The following is a 12,844-nucleotide window of genomic DNA, read 5'->3' on the forward strand; positions in this document are numbered from 1 at the left end:
CGGCTTCATCTCTATGTCGTGCGTTTTTGTTCAAATCCAACCCTTACCCTTCAAATTAATGAATTGTGACTGTGCATGATGGAACATCTGCCCTCGCTTTTGCGTTCAACTCTTGAGACCAAATAAACCGAGAGGAAACACCCATGCCAGCACAATCCAAAGCACAGCAACGCGCCGCCGGAGCCGCACTATCCGCCAAACGCGGCGACACTAAAGTTGACGACTTAGAAGGCGCTTCTAAAGACATGTATGAAAGTATGAGCGAAGACGAGCTGGAAGAAATCGCCAGCACATCACATGATAATTTGCCAGAAAAAGTCGACGACTAAACGCCCTTATTGCGTTTGGCCCAGCCCTGTTTCTGCATATAAATCTCGGCAAGCAGTTACGATGATATCAACGTCATCATCAGTAGCAGATTCATTGAGATTCAACAGGCGAGTATACATCCCTCGGCAACGTCTGTGGCACAATATCGTTGCTTTAGAATAAGGCGAAGCATTTTTACAGGCATTTGATTTTTCCTGCATCTCTTCCTTCAAGACATTAATCTTAGCCATATCCTCTAAAGCAGACGGCCTAAAATCGACCAAGTCATAAAGATCATCACATGCATCTTGGTAGCCTTGAATTTCTTGCTCGCTCCATTTTTCAGGTTGGCTCTTCAGCTGCATAGCGCCTATTCTGCAATTTTGCGCACACACGCCAGAATAGCCCCGCCCCTGAACAGCATTTGTGCAAGCCAAAGACTTCTGCTCTAAGTCTGCAATAATCTGGCTTAAATCCCGCGTTTGCGCGGACGATGCCGGCGACGCAAAACATGCGCCAAATACCAACAATAAAAACGCACTCATTTTTCCAAATTGATGTTTCATTTTCCGCCCCAACTTGCTCATGTGTATGATCATTTTTCAGAAAATGCAGGCTACCACACTGCACGTCATTCTCTAGGCAAAATCCCACATAAAAATAATTGAGAAAAAACGCTTCACCCGCGACGGATTTCAAAATGTAGAACGTTAAACTCTCAGAAGCTGAGAAAACCCGGCTCATATTTGCAGGCATTTGTCCCCACCCACTTAAATGCCTGCATTGCCTCTTCTGGACAAAATAGTCCGGAAGAGGCCTCTAATTAGCTGGACACTCAGCTTTCATCTAGACACTGGTGAATTGCGGGGATACGATTTTTTTAACCCTCCCACAAAGAATCATATCCCCGTAATGCCTCATTCCTATAAAGCCATTTCTAAACATATGGCGCGCTTCTTTCCCAATTGTCCAAGCTCTGACCGTGATGCAATAATTGCTCTTGTTCAGTCCGATCAGTATCGGGACATTGATCTAAAAACAGCAACTGCCATGTCTGCTCGCGTGCATGTTCGCAACACGCAGACAGATTTTGACAATCTAAAGCAGGTCGATGCAATGACCCGCAATGAAGCAATCTTGATTGTAAAAGAAGAAGTTGCTGACATCATTCAAAGCTGGAAAAAATAAAGTATTTCTCGCGATAAATTGTCTCTAAAACACAATTACAGCTTCCCAAATATGCAAAAGAACATACGCTTCCAAAATCCAATACTGTCTGACCAGAGGCATGAGTGGAATGTGGAAGCATAAAGATGAATAATAAAATCCCTGATGATCCTCTACCAGAACCCAGCTCACCTTTGTGGGTCGCTATCCGCCTAGCTATTATTTTAGCTTTCGCTCTAACAGTGAGTTTAATATTATTTCTTATATCTGAAGCGATTAGCAAGGACGGTGGCGGCGGTGCCATCAGCCTAAGTATACTCGTCGTTTTGCCATACGCCTTGGGCTCTGTCTTCTACCTGCTATCTGATTTACATGGTCAAAAGCCCAAACGCGCTACCATCATCCCTGTTGTTCTAGTGTTACTCATCCTCATCATTGGCGCGATAATTCTGCGTGAAGGAGTGATCTGTGTCGCCATGTTAGCACCGCTCTGGTGGCTATTTGCATGGTTTGGAGCGACGACCGTAAAAATACTGCACAACCGATATCGGAAGCGCACCACACTGCACTCTAGCATTCTACTGGCGCTACCTTTTTTAATGCTGGTCGTTGATGCCAACACAGTCTCACCAATCACCACCAGCAATGTCGAACGCTCAGTGTTGATCAATGCCACACCAAATGAAATCTGGCCTCACCTTCTTAAAATGGACGATATCCAGCAAAGTGAAGGTCGATGGAATGTCACTCAAAATATCCTGCAAGTTCACCGTCCACGTTCTGCCGTCGTAATTGGAGAAAAAACCAATGCTATCAGATATGCCGCTTGGGGTGCCGATATCACATTTGAAGAACACATACGCGAATGGCATGAAAACGAAGACCTGAGATGGGAATTCGTCTTCGCAAATGACTCTGTTCAAAAATACACAGACAGACACATATCGCCCGATGGTGCTCACCTCAAAATCCAAAATGGCGGCTATCGGTTAGAACCAATTAATACGCAACAAACACGGCTCTTTCTTGATACAAATTATCTTGTATCAACGCCCGTAAACACCTATGGAACGCTGTGGGGAGAGCTGATTCTTGGCGACATCCAGTCCAACATTCTCCACATCGTAAAAACGAGAGCAGAACACCACAAAGGTTGATAAGAATGTCACTTTCAAACATCGTTATAACCTCCAAAGATACACCGTTTAACGAAACAGAAAATGCATCAGAAAAACTAGAGGCAGCGCGCACATCAAGTCTCGTTCGCAATGTTCCTCTGTTAATTTTATTTGGTGGAAATTGGTGTCCTGATGCTCGGCTAATGTCAGCCACGCTAGAGCATGAAGACGTGCTAAACGTGATAGGGAACAAGTTTGAAATCGTCCAAATTGACATTGGAAAACACGAACGTAATCAAAGCCTGTATGCAGCACTTGGATTTGAAGAACTGGAAGGCCTACCAGCGATAATGGTTCTTTCTCCAAATGGTGAATTACTCAACAAAGCAGACGTGTTTGCTTGGCGCGATGCTCGCAATATTCCAACCGAACAATTTGTGTCTTCTATGTGCTCACTCGTAGATTAAAGTATCGGCGTTTCCACAACCTGCAAGGCTGGTGCACCAAGGCGGTCATTCACCCTGAACCAGCCAGCAATAGAATATCTATCAGCATAAGCTGGAAGCACTTCATGCGGCACATCTTCAGAAAGAAACAAGACTAATGTTCCAGCTTCCGGTGGGATGACTGCCAAGGCAGCGGTATCTTCATTTTCACTATAGATAGCCAACTCACCGCCATGCGCCTCGACCCAATCGGAATTTAGGTAAAACACAGTCGATAGGACACGATTTTTAGCGCCTTTAAAAGCATCATAGTGGCGCGCATAAAATCCACCCTCTTCATAAACAGCATAATGCGCTTCATACGAAAAAAGCCCCAAAAATAAAGAGCTATTCAAGGTTTGTCGTACATTTTCCATGACTGAAAGATAGTCAGCCTGCACATCATCCTGCGAATTAAGCCAGTGTATTTTATCTCTGCGAATGTCTGTATCAATTGTCAGGTCTGCAGCGCGACCAATTCCTGCACGTTTCAATTTATCGGCTGCGTGCAAACGACAAGCTTGAACATAAAGCGCACGCGTCAATTCTGGAGGCACGACATCATAGGCTATCGCCCAGTTTTCATCGGCCAGTTGTGCTAGCCAATTCCAAGTCGGTAATACAAATTCTTGGGGAACTTCATTGTTTGGAGAATATGGGTGCACAATTTTATGTCCAAATTGACGAGGCATTCCCCCTAGCACCAAAACCAAACAATAGCGAACATTCTCTTTGCAACTGTCACAAGATTTTCAAAAGTTTGTACATTGTCATTCAGCACTAAAGGCACCATGTTCAGCTTTGCTTTTAAGGAGGATTTACGATGCGAAATTTGCTTATAACAATAACATCTACACTCACTTTTTTGACACCTTCGGCACTCGCAGAAGAAACCAAAGCGCCTGAAACCATCGTCCACACATCTGATCTTGGACATGGTATTTATGAATTGCGCACGGATAAAGCCGGAAACGTCGGTGTATCCATCGGTGAAGATGGTGTCTTCATGATCGACACCCAACTAGGCGAGCTTACCCCCCTCATTGATGCAGCCCAGCGCAAATTGTCAGGCAAAGATGTTGAACTCATCCTCAACACACATGTCCATTATGATCATATCGGTGGCAATGCCTATTTCGCCGACAAAGGAGCGCTCATTATGGCGCATCCCAATGTGCGCCCGGGAGCTGCAAACCCCGTCACATCTAAAATGACTGGAGGCACACCAGAAGCTTTACCCGCTAGCGCACTGCCAACTATAAATGTGAACGCTGGTGACAGTGTGACAATGAATGGTGAAACAGCTAAATTTTATCACGCACCTAATGCACACACGAGCGGCGATATTTTTGTCTATTTTGAAGAAGCAAATATCCTTCACGCTGGCGACCTCCTCTTTGCCAACCGCTTTCCGTATATCGACCTAGATAATGGCGGCAGCGTTGATGGCTATATCGAAGGCATGCAAGCCATATTGGATGTTGCAAATGAGGATACAGTTATCATTGCAGGACATGGGCCCACATCCACTGTCAAAGAAGTCAAAGCAAGCATTCGCATGTTGGCTGACACGAAAAAATTGATTGCTGGATATGTCTCTCAAGACAAAGACCTAGCAACCATACAAGCTGCCAACCCACTCTCTGATTATCACGATGATTGGAATTGGGGATTCATCACCACTGAGCGCATGGTGTGGACACTTTATCGAGACCTAACTGGAAAAATTGAATAATCATCATCTAAAAGCAAAGTGCAGCCAATACATTATAGGCTGCACTTTATTGCTCTAAGCTCTCGCGGTGATCTTCCAGCAGGCAGCAGTAAATTGCGCCCGATCAGCTGAAATAAATTTATCAAACGCCGTATTCACAACCGAAATGATCTTGTTGCGGACATTCTCATCAAGTTCTGGAAGCAAAGTCCCCAACACGCCCAACCGCGTGTTATATTGTTCAATTTGTTCAGCTGGAAATGAGCAAAGGAAATCGACTTTTTCTAGCTTTGCATCTTTCCATCCAGCCTCTTCTAAAACCGACATGACATAATCAGGGTCAGCAAACCCAAACTGCCCTGCTGTGTTTGGCTCTGGTTTTGGCATTGGCGGTAAAAATGGTGCTGCTGCACGCATGGCAGTTGTCATAAAACCATTCTCTCCCGGGTGTCTCCACGCATACATATGCAATCTTGCTTCTTCATTTGCCGCTTTGTGTAAATTGGTAAAAGCAACCACCGGATCAGAGAAAAACATCACACCAAAACGTGAAATAATTAGATCAAAAGCATTCGACGCAAATGTATATTCTTGAGCATCTGCACATACAAATTGAGCCAATGATTTCGTCTTTTTAGCTTGTAATTTCGCCGCTTCAATGAGTGGAGCAGAAATATCAAGTCCGGTTAGTTTCCCTTGCTCACCGAGTGCTCTTGAACATGTCAGAGTTGTTGTTCCAGCTCCACACCCAATATCCAAAACATTTGACGCACCGCTATCAATAGCAGCTTTGACCAAAGCTTGCTCAATGGGTTTAAACATCTGATCAAGTAAACTTTGAGATTCAACCCACGCATTTCCGGCTGCGCCATTCCAAAGCGTCTTCATATCTGACTGAATATTATGAGTCTTGTTCATAAGGTGTCGTCCTTGCCTTGTTTTAGTTTTACCATTCAACCAGCCTACAAACTCATGTTAACTTGAGGTCAAGAGCATAAAAAATCTAATTATTTGACGATTGGCTTAGCAGACTGTTTTCAATTTTAATAATTTAACGACTTGCCGCGACCAAAAGACTTGATAAGCTCTATTTTTGAACAAACGTACAAAGAGACGTATGTCAAATGGGGAGTGAAATTTATGAGCACAACAGACACAAGCATTGTGACAAATACAGGAAATAATTTCGGTAGCTTTGGCTATCGCTCATTTGTCCTGTGGACACTGACTATTGTTTACACATTTAATTTTATCGACCGTATTCTCATCAGTGTGATGGGTGGTCCGATCATCGCAGAATTTGGACTGAGCAATTTTGAATTTGGTATTTTATCCGGCATCGGTTTTGCCCTTTTCTACACCATGCTCGGCATTCCGATTGCGAACTTTTCAGAGCGCCACAATCGCGTTCGTATTATCGGCATCTGTGTCATATTATGGTCTCTAGCGACAGTTTTGTGCGGCTTTGCAACTGGCTTTGTGACCTTACTCCTCGCTCGTCTCCTTGTTGGTATCGGCGAAGCAGGCTGCACACCACCTGCAAACTCCCTCATCAGTGACTATTACAAACCTGTCGCTCGCCCCACAGCTTTGGGGATATATGCAATGGGCGTCACTGCCGGTGGTGTTCTGGCTCAACTCGGCGGCGGCTGGGTTATTCAAAATTTCACATGGCGCGAAGCATTCATCTATGTCGGTGCTCCCGGCATAATTATCGGAATACTAGTCTTACTGACAATAAAAGAACCGCCGCGTGGCTATTCAGATCCGCCGACTACCAAGTCGGCAAGTCAAACAAATTTTAAAGATGCTATTGTCGAAATCTTCAGCAAACCCACTTTCTGGATCATGGCTGTTGGCGCAACTTTAGCTGCTTTTGCAGGGTATGGACTTGTCGGTTTTACACCATTATTTATCCAATATGTTCACGGATATTCAGCCGGTGAAACTGCAATTATGTTTATGGCCCCCGTTGGATTAGCCGCCACTCTTGGTGCATTTCTGGGTGGTTACCTCACCCAAACCGCATCCAAAAAATCAGAAACCGCACCAACATGGGTTTCCGGCATTGCGTTTCTTATTGCCGTACCATTCTACGCATTTTCCTTCTTCGCATCCGACCATAGATTAATGCTTGCTATGCTGATGCTGGGTAGTGTTTTACAGTATTTCTACATTGGCGCGCAGTATAATATAGCTCAAGCAGTTGTGAGTGTACGATCTCGTGCCACGGCCGTTGCTGTATTGCTATTTGTCGTCAACCTGATCGGCTATGGATTTGGTCCCCCGATTATAGGCCTGATGGCAGATATTTTCGCGTCCAATCAGCTCGCTTCGGGTGAGTTTGCAGGCACACTTTCATCATCCTGTAATTTTGCGGATGCTAGCTTAAGTGAAGCTGCCCAATCGGCATGTCGTGCTGCAAAAGGGTATGGCATTCAAATGGCCTGTGTTGCTGCCACGGTTCTGTTTGCATTGGCGGGTCTCTTCTTCCTCATATCTGGGCGAACATTTGTGCGCGACAGATATGTATCGGAGCCAGCAACATAGATCCAACCAGACAAAGGATGCGTATAAGCATTATACTTCCCCGGCCGCAAAGGATTTCTCGATGAAAAACCCCTCCCTCACATTGAGTCTTCCTTTGCTAATGGCGCTTGTAGCTTGTTCATCTCAAGCCGATTATCGTAAAATTGATACTCCGCCGGCTACAGTCAGTGAAGTTGACCTCAACCGATATGCAGGCAGATGGTATGAAATAGCTCGCTATCCCAATAGTTTTCAAAAAAATTGCGAAGCTGTCACCGCTGAATACAGCTTACGTGAAGATGGCAATATCAATGTCACAAACACATGTCATGCAGGTGAAGTGCGCTCTGCGACAGCCATAGCTCGCATTGTAGAAGATACGGGAAATGCCCAGTTAAAGGTAAAATTTGCTCCTAAATGGGTGCCTTTCGCTTGGGGCGATTACTGGATATTGCACCTAGAAGAAGATTACTCAGCCGCACTTGTGGGTAGTCCCGATGGAAAATATCTCTGGATATTGTCTCGCACACCTAAACTTGATGACAAAATCTACCAAAGCATCACAAAGCGCGCCAAAGAATTAGGTTATGCAACAACCCCGTTAAAAATGACTGAGCATCCAAACTAACATCCTTTTAGTTGAACAAAAATCTACGCAATCAAGTGTATTTAAAAGTTAAAAATGACACTGGCGCTGTTTCTAATATACAAATATAGACAGCTGCATGTCAGCTTTTTTCACACTACTCTCCCTTAGCCTGAGTCTTTCGACCGACGCTTTTGCGGCATCTATCGCTGTTGGTGCCAAAGCACCGCGTCGCGGTATCATGCAAGCATTGAAATCCGGCCTGACTTTCGGCCTTGCAGAAGGATTGATGTGTCTTGTCGGGTTTGGATTAGGAACATATTTTTCAGGTATTATTGAGGCCTTTGACCACTGGGTTGCGTTGATACTATTGTCCATCATCGGCGCGCGCATGATTCGAGAAGGCCTCAGTCATGATAATGATGAAGACGCAGCGCCCCGTGAACATTCTCTCTTAAGTGCAATCCTTACAGCCATCGGCACAAGCATAGATGCAGCAGCAGTCGGTATTGCGCTCGCTATGGCTGGCACCAGCATTTGGGTTTGTCTGCTTATAGGCGCAACAAGCTTTATCATTAGCTCATTTGGTTTTTTAATCGCGCCTCGGGTGGGCGAACGCTTAGGCCATCATACTGAAATTTTGGGCGGTCTTGTTCTTATTGCGATTGGTATTTCTATTTTTTACCAACACACAGCCTAAAGCCAATAAAAAAACGCCGCTCGATCACTCAAGCGGCGCTTTTATTCTGATCAATTTAGCTAAAATCTACAAAGCGGCAATAATCGCATCACCCATTTGAGCCGTAGACATTGAACCGCCGAGGTCAGCTGTACGCGCACCATCTTCTAGTGCTTTACCCACAGCATTCCAAATACGATCAGCCGCATCAGCGCGATCAAGTGACCAACGCAGCGCCATTTCAGCAGACAGGATCGCTGCACAAGGGTTTGCGAGCCCTTTGCCTGCAATATCAGGTGCAGATCCGTGAACAGGTTCATACAAGCCCGGAGTGCCCGGCTCACCCAATGCAGCAGACGGCAACATACCAATAGAACCAGTCAACTGGCTTGCTTCATCCGACAGAATGTCACCAAAGAGATTATCCGCAAGAATCACATTTACATCTTTCGGCTTCTTTACAAGCTGCATAGCCATCGCATCCGCAAGAATGTGATCTAGTGGCTCATTTGCAAATTCTTCTTGGTGAAGCTTCGTAACTTCCTCGCGCCACAACACACCCGATTCCATCACATTGGATTTGTCCGTGGACGTCACACCTGGATAGGCACCGCCCTTGCCTTTACGGCCCTTGGCAATTTCAAATGCGACACGCGCCACACGACGAATTTCAGAACTCGTATAGCAAGCATTGTCATAGCCTTTGCGCTCGCCATTGCCTAAATCATCAATACCGCGAGGTTCTCCAAAATACACGCCCGATGTCAGCTCACGTACAATCATAATGTCGAGCCCTTCGACAAATTCACGTTTCAAGCTAGAAGCATCTGCAAGTGCTGGAAAACAAAATGCCGGACGCAAATTCGCATATACATCAAGTTCTTTACGTAGCTTCAAAAGCCCCATTTCAGGACGAAGATTACGTGCAACTTTTGCCCATTTGGGACCACCTACAGCCCCCATCAAAATAGCATCAGATTGGCGCGCTTGGTTTAATACTTCATCTGTAAGAGGCACGCCGTGCACATCATAGGATGCACCACCAAATAACCCTTCTGAGAACTTTAAATCTGGTGCCACAACATCAAGAACACGACGTGCCTGCTCTGTAACTTCGGGTCCAATTCCGTCACCTGGGAGAAGTAAAAATGTCTGTGTCATGGGGTCATGCTTTCGTAGTTTAACTCAGGGCTATTATGTCAATTATGGTCGCTTACTAGGCCGCGCAGCTTTACGCAATATTTCCGGGCAAAATCGTGGAGAGATATTAAAAACTCTCTTCGACTGCTTCATAAAGATTGGCGTTTCTATCTGCCACTCCTAAATCTGGCCAAGTGCTGCGCCATTCTGCCATATGCTTTATTGCAAAATGAGCCTGCAATGCCTCTCGGCTGTCCCATTTCTCTATAAAATGAACGAGGTTTTCATCCAAAAAATCGAATGCGTAACTGTATAATATACAACCTGCTTCGGCTCGACTCTTCTCCACCATTGTTTGCATAGCGTTGCGGGCGGCTTCGCGATTTTCGATGGGCAAGCGAAACGTGCCAGTAACAATGATTACCTTCTGACTCATGCTATCTCTGCCCACCTTATCTCTTTATGGGCGTTACATTTTCATAATAACGCACATCTCGTGCTTCCACGCCCAAAGCGTAAAGGTATTTTTTGAAAGCTATAGTATGTTCTGCTTGCTGGTGCTGCTGAAAGGCTGCCTCATCTACAAACCGTTCTCGAAGGTTGAGCACATCCCCATCGCAGACATCCTGAGAGAAGGAAAACTCAAGGCAACCAGCCTCTTCATTGCATGCTTTTACGAAATCTACGAAAATAGCTCGGGATGCTTCAAACATTCCAGCTTTTATGCGTAAACTTCCTTCAAGCAAAAGCATTGTTTAAGCTTTTTCCAACCAAGGCGTCATAATCTTACGCTTGTGTTCAAATGCTTCAATATCGCCGCCATGCGTCAAGGTTTCACCAATCTCATCCAACCCTTTTACAAGGTTTGTTTTACGGCCCTGATCAATATCAAAATCGATCTCAGTTCCATCTGGTGCAGTAATCTTCTGGTTGGGCAAATCAATCGTAAAAATATGATTTCCGCCGCCTGCTTGTGAAGCCAACTTATCGCAAATGTCCTGCGGCAAGGCGATAGGCAGAATACCGTTCTTAAAACAGTTGTTGAAGAAAATGTCGGCGAAAGACGGTGCGATGACACACCGAATCCCCTGATCCAAAATCGCCCAAGGTGCGTGTTCACGTGAAGATCCACATCCGAAATTATCACCGGCAATCAAAACAGATGCAGTCTGATAGGCTGGCTTGTTCAACACAAAATCAGGATTAGGCGTTCCATCTTCATTTGTCTTCATTTCGTGAAACAAACCAACTTTCAGCCCTTCACGAGTCACAGTTTTCAAAAACTGTTTGGGAATGATCATATCTGTATCAACATTCGCCAGAAGCGCGTCACCCGTTTTAAGAGGAGCAGCAACACCGCGTAGGGTCGTAAATGGGGTCATAAATTGCCTCAGTCCGTCAAAATCAAATCTAATCGAGCAATCTGTTTCTATGATCTCTCGATAAACAAAGTGGGTGTATTGCACGTTCTATCAAGAACAGTGAAGACTTGAGTGCCTTTTTTTCGTCCCGGACGAATATCCGTAACATTAAAACCCGCTTTTTTTACACGTTTATGCGCCATATCTAGATTTTTTACATACCAGCTAAGGCCCCACAATGAGTCATTCATTTGAGTTGAAGCACTCACTCCTAAGCGGCTAACGATTTCAATCGTGGAAGTTCCAACACGAAAAAATAAAAAACGAGACGCTAAATCTACACGCTCCGTATCCAATCTCAAATCACACCCCAACCTCGCCCCATACAAAGCTGCAGCTCTTTCAGGGTGAAGCGAGTTGATAACCACATGATCTAGTGACTGCACGCTATCATCCCCATAATGTTTTGACTTTATAGGCGTACTTTTTTCATTCTGGATCACAAACTGACGTACACCACCAGTTTGACTTGTATCCAATCGCAATCGTTTCCAAGATCGTGTCTTACCGGTCGCACTGTCTGTACTTTGGCCATGCGAAATGTCCGACGGGACTAATCCACGCTTGGAAAAACATGTGTGCATCTCGTCAATCTGCACGCAGGAAAAGGCTAAACTCACCAATCCACCACCACCAGCAGCGATCATTTTTTTAAGTTTGTCTCCAACTGGTCCGTCACCTTCCGGCCCCAGTAATTCAAGTCCAGTTTCACCAATCTGAAACCACACACTCGCAGTACCATCATCAGGCGTCACAGCGGTCCAATCAGGCTCACGCCCAAGCAACATTTTGTAATTTGAAGTTGCAACGTCTAAATCGTTACAAATCAAAACGATATGATCTAATCCAGTAAGCATACGACCAGATATAGCATAAAACAAATACAGGTCAGCCTATCCTAACGGCTAATTGTAGCAATTTTGAAGAATATAAAATGCAATCGGGAAAGAGAGAAATCAGCCCCTTAAAACAGTAACGCCGCCCCTCGTAAACGAGGAACGGCGCACCGCGAAGTCCGAAACTGCCAGCTGGGTTGGGGGGACGCAAGCAAATCCGAACTAACCCTGATTCATCTAACGAAGCTCATCAGATATGTCTTGTTAGACTATGATATAAGTTGTAAAAATTTTTTTACAACATCTAGTAAAATTATAACAAATTTTATTAGATTTCAAAACTATACTGGCTCTAATATTCACTCGATTTAGAACCAGCAAAAAACCGAGAAACCGTAAATATAGATTATTCTCAGGAAATCAACTAAAAATCTCAGATTATTTTTTACAAAATGAAAAATTGCAGTTGCATCCCCCCGAAAACCCCAATTTAAATCAACTCTACAAAACACCCTTCAAAGTGAAAAAATCGGCAGAATTCAGCATTGTAAATTCATACATAGACTAGCATTAACCATAAAAATCATCGACCATAATTGTAAATTTTATTCGCAAAAATAATTTCTGATTTTTTTAAAACGACCCAATAGAACCACTCTTTTAATTTCTTGGGGCAATTGTAATATCAGGCAATGCACAATCTCTTGTATCAAGTACGCAATTCTCTCTGTGCGATTTGAAATACTTCGAACTCCAACTATTTGCAGATACAAATTGAGATCTTTGCAAGGCTACCTCCCTCTCTTCACAATGCACCTACCTAGCCCCCAATATTCCACCAAATCAAGCTGACATTCGCC

The 12,844-nt window shown here is 44.5% G+C and carries 16 protein-coding genes; 8 read left to right on the top strand and 8 right to left on the bottom strand.

The window, feature by feature from the left end; translation table 11 throughout:
* Positions 1-143 precede the first annotated feature (143 nt).
* A complete protein-coding gene (locus tag HBAL_RS11540) occupies positions 144-329 on the top strand; it encodes a DUF3008 family protein (RefSeq protein WP_015828120.1) in 186 nt (61 codons plus the stop codon).
* A gap of 6 nt (positions 330-335) precedes the next feature.
* Here the strand turns inward: HBAL_RS11540 and HBAL_RS16715 are convergent, their stop codons facing one another.
* Positions 336-875, bottom strand: coding sequence for a hypothetical protein (locus HBAL_RS16715; protein WP_149037411.1), 540 nt, complete (start codon positions 873-875; stop codon positions 336-338).
* A gap of 346 nt (positions 876-1,221) precedes the next feature.
* Here HBAL_RS16715 and HBAL_RS11555 point away from each other — a divergent pair, with 346 nt between their 5' ends.
* The 3 genes from HBAL_RS11555 to HBAL_RS11565 all read left to right on the top strand — a co-directional run bounded on the left by HBAL_RS11555 (position 1,222) and on the right by HBAL_RS11565 (position 3,061).
* Positions 1,222-1,497, top strand: a complete 276-nt coding sequence (locus HBAL_RS11555) for a DUF2293 domain-containing protein (protein WP_041301566.1) — start codon at positions 1,222-1,224, stop codon at positions 1,495-1,497.
* Between the two features lie 125 nt (positions 1,498-1,622).
* Positions 1,623-2,633, top strand: a complete 1,011-nt coding sequence (locus tag HBAL_RS11560) for a hypothetical protein (RefSeq protein ID WP_015828124.1) — start codon at positions 1,623-1,625, stop codon at positions 2,631-2,633.
* A gap of 5 nt (positions 2,634-2,638) precedes the next feature.
* Entirely contained in the window at positions 2,639-3,061 is a 423-nt protein-coding gene (locus HBAL_RS11565; protein WP_015828125.1) for a thioredoxin family protein, read from the top strand.
* Here HBAL_RS11565 and HBAL_RS11570 read toward each other — a convergent pair.
* Complete coding sequence (locus HBAL_RS11570; RefSeq protein ID WP_015828126.1) at positions 3,058-3,771, bottom strand: 2OG-Fe(II) oxygenase; 714 nt, start codon at positions 3,769-3,771, stop codon at positions 3,058-3,060. The two genes, HBAL_RS11565 and HBAL_RS11570, sit on opposite strands and share 4 nt — an antisense overlap.
* 131 nt (positions 3,772-3,902) lie before the next feature.
* Here HBAL_RS11570 and HBAL_RS11575 point away from each other — a divergent pair, with 131 nt between their 5' ends.
* Positions 3,903-4,814 (top strand): MBL fold metallo-hydrolase, encoded by a 912-nt coding sequence (locus tag HBAL_RS11575; RefSeq protein WP_015828127.1) that lies wholly within the window; start codon positions 3,903-3,905, stop codon positions 4,812-4,814.
* A gap of 54 nt (positions 4,815-4,868) precedes the next feature.
* Here the strand turns inward: HBAL_RS11575 and HBAL_RS11580 are convergent, their stop codons facing one another.
* Complete coding sequence (locus HBAL_RS11580; RefSeq protein WP_015828128.1) at positions 4,869-5,711, bottom strand: class I SAM-dependent methyltransferase; 843 nt, start codon at positions 5,709-5,711, stop codon at positions 4,869-4,871.
* A 222-nt stretch (positions 5,712-5,933) separates the two neighbouring features.
* On the opposite strand from HBAL_RS11580, the gene HBAL_RS11585 reads away from it, so the two are divergent.
* The 3 genes from HBAL_RS11585 (at position 5,934) to HBAL_RS11595 (ending at position 8,608) form a co-directional block, all read left to right on the top strand.
* Positions 5,934-7,343, top strand: a complete 1,410-nt coding sequence (locus tag HBAL_RS11585) for a spinster family MFS transporter (RefSeq protein WP_015828129.1) — start codon at positions 5,934-5,936, stop codon at positions 7,341-7,343.
* A 61-nt stretch (positions 7,344-7,404) separates the two neighbouring features.
* Positions 7,405-7,950, top strand: a complete 546-nt coding sequence (locus tag HBAL_RS11590; RefSeq protein WP_015828130.1) for a lipocalin family protein — start codon at positions 7,405-7,407, stop codon at positions 7,948-7,950.
* Positions 7,951-8,047: 97 nt separating this feature from the next.
* Complete coding sequence (locus HBAL_RS11595) at positions 8,048-8,608, top strand: manganese efflux pump MntP (RefSeq protein WP_015828131.1); 561 nt, start codon at positions 8,048-8,050, stop codon at positions 8,606-8,608.
* 66 nt (positions 8,609-8,674) lie between these two features.
* Here the strand turns inward: HBAL_RS11595 and leuB are convergent, their stop codons facing one another.
* The 5 genes from leuB to HBAL_RS11620 all read right to left on the bottom strand — a co-directional run bounded on the left by leuB (position 8,675) and on the right by HBAL_RS11620 (position 12,029).
* Positions 8,675-9,748 (bottom strand): 3-isopropylmalate dehydrogenase, encoded by a 1,074-nt coding sequence (gene leuB / locus HBAL_RS11600; protein ID WP_015828132.1) that lies wholly within the window; start codon positions 9,746-9,748, stop codon positions 8,675-8,677.
* A 106-nt stretch (positions 9,749-9,854) separates the two neighbouring features.
* Complete coding sequence (locus HBAL_RS11605; RefSeq protein WP_015828133.1) at positions 9,855-10,163, bottom strand: putative quinol monooxygenase; 309 nt, start codon at positions 10,161-10,163, stop codon at positions 9,855-9,857.
* Between the two features lie 16 nt (positions 10,164-10,179).
* Entirely contained in the window at positions 10,180-10,479 is a 300-nt protein-coding gene (locus HBAL_RS11610; RefSeq protein WP_015828134.1) for a putative quinol monooxygenase, read from the bottom strand.
* A 3-nt stretch (positions 10,480-10,482) separates the two neighbouring features.
* A complete protein-coding gene (gene leuD / locus HBAL_RS11615; protein ID WP_015828135.1) occupies positions 10,483-11,109 on the bottom strand; it encodes a 3-isopropylmalate dehydratase small subunit in 627 nt (208 codons plus the stop codon).
* A 47-nt stretch (positions 11,110-11,156) separates the two neighbouring features.
* A complete protein-coding gene (locus tag HBAL_RS11620; protein WP_015828136.1) occupies positions 11,157-12,029 on the bottom strand; it encodes a VOC family protein in 873 nt (290 codons plus the stop codon).
* Positions 12,030-12,844: the final 815 nt, after the last annotated feature.

The sequence above is a fragment of the Hirschia baltica ATCC 49814 genome (genome assembly GCF_000023785.1).
In the GTDB taxonomy this organism is placed as follows: Bacteria; Pseudomonadota; Alphaproteobacteria; order Caulobacterales; family Hyphomonadaceae; genus Hirschia; species Hirschia baltica.

What these genes read in the sequence shown, in the direction of transcription:
- HBAL_RS11605 (WP_015828133.1), bottom strand. Translation starts at nt 10,163, where the DNA reads ATGAGTCAGAAGGTAATCATTGTTACTGGCACGTTTCGCTTGCCCATC.
- HBAL_RS11590 (WP_015828130.1), top strand. Translation starts at nt 7,405, where the DNA reads ATGAAAAACCCCTCCCTCACATTGAGTCTTCCTTTGCTAATGGCGCTT.
- HBAL_RS11560 (WP_015828124.1), top strand. Translation starts at nt 1,623, where the DNA reads ATGAATAATAAAATCCCTGATGATCCTCTACCAGAACCCAGCTCACCT.
- HBAL_RS11570 (WP_015828126.1), bottom strand. Translation starts at nt 3,771, where the DNA reads ATGCCTCGTCAATTTGGACATAAAATTGTGCACCCATATTCTCCAAAC.
- HBAL_RS11595 (WP_015828131.1), top strand. Translation starts at nt 8,048, where the DNA reads ATGTCAGCTTTTTTCACACTACTCTCCCTTAGCCTGAGTCTTTCGACC.
- leuB (WP_015828132.1), bottom strand. Translation starts at nt 9,748, where the DNA reads ATGACACAGACATTTTTACTTCTCCCAGGTGACGGAATTGGACCCGAA.
- HBAL_RS11585 (WP_015828129.1), top strand. Translation starts at nt 5,934, where the DNA reads ATGAGCACAACAGACACAAGCATTGTGACAAATACAGGAAATAATTTC.
- HBAL_RS11540 (WP_015828120.1), top strand. Translation starts at nt 144, where the DNA reads ATGCCAGCACAATCCAAAGCACAGCAACGCGCCGCCGGAGCCGCACTA.
- HBAL_RS11610 (WP_015828134.1), bottom strand. Translation starts at nt 10,479, where the DNA reads ATGCTTTTGCTTGAAGGAAGTTTACGCATAAAAGCTGGAATGTTTGAA.
- HBAL_RS11580 (WP_015828128.1), bottom strand. Translation starts at nt 5,711, where the DNA reads ATGAACAAGACTCATAATATTCAGTCAGATATGAAGACGCTTTGGAAT.
- HBAL_RS11575 (WP_015828127.1), top strand. Translation starts at nt 3,903, where the DNA reads ATGCGAAATTTGCTTATAACAATAACATCTACACTCACTTTTTTGACA.
- HBAL_RS16715 (WP_149037411.1), bottom strand. Translation starts at nt 875, where the DNA reads ATGAAACATCAATTTGGAAAAATGAGTGCGTTTTTATTGTTGGTATTT.
- HBAL_RS11555 (WP_041301566.1), top strand. Translation starts at nt 1,222, where the DNA reads ATGCCTCATTCCTATAAAGCCATTTCTAAACATATGGCGCGCTTCTTT.
- leuD (WP_015828135.1), bottom strand. Translation starts at nt 11,109, where the DNA reads ATGACCCCATTTACGACCCTACGCGGTGTTGCTGCTCCTCTTAAAACG.
- HBAL_RS11565 (WP_015828125.1), top strand. Translation starts at nt 2,639, where the DNA reads ATGTCACTTTCAAACATCGTTATAACCTCCAAAGATACACCGTTTAAC.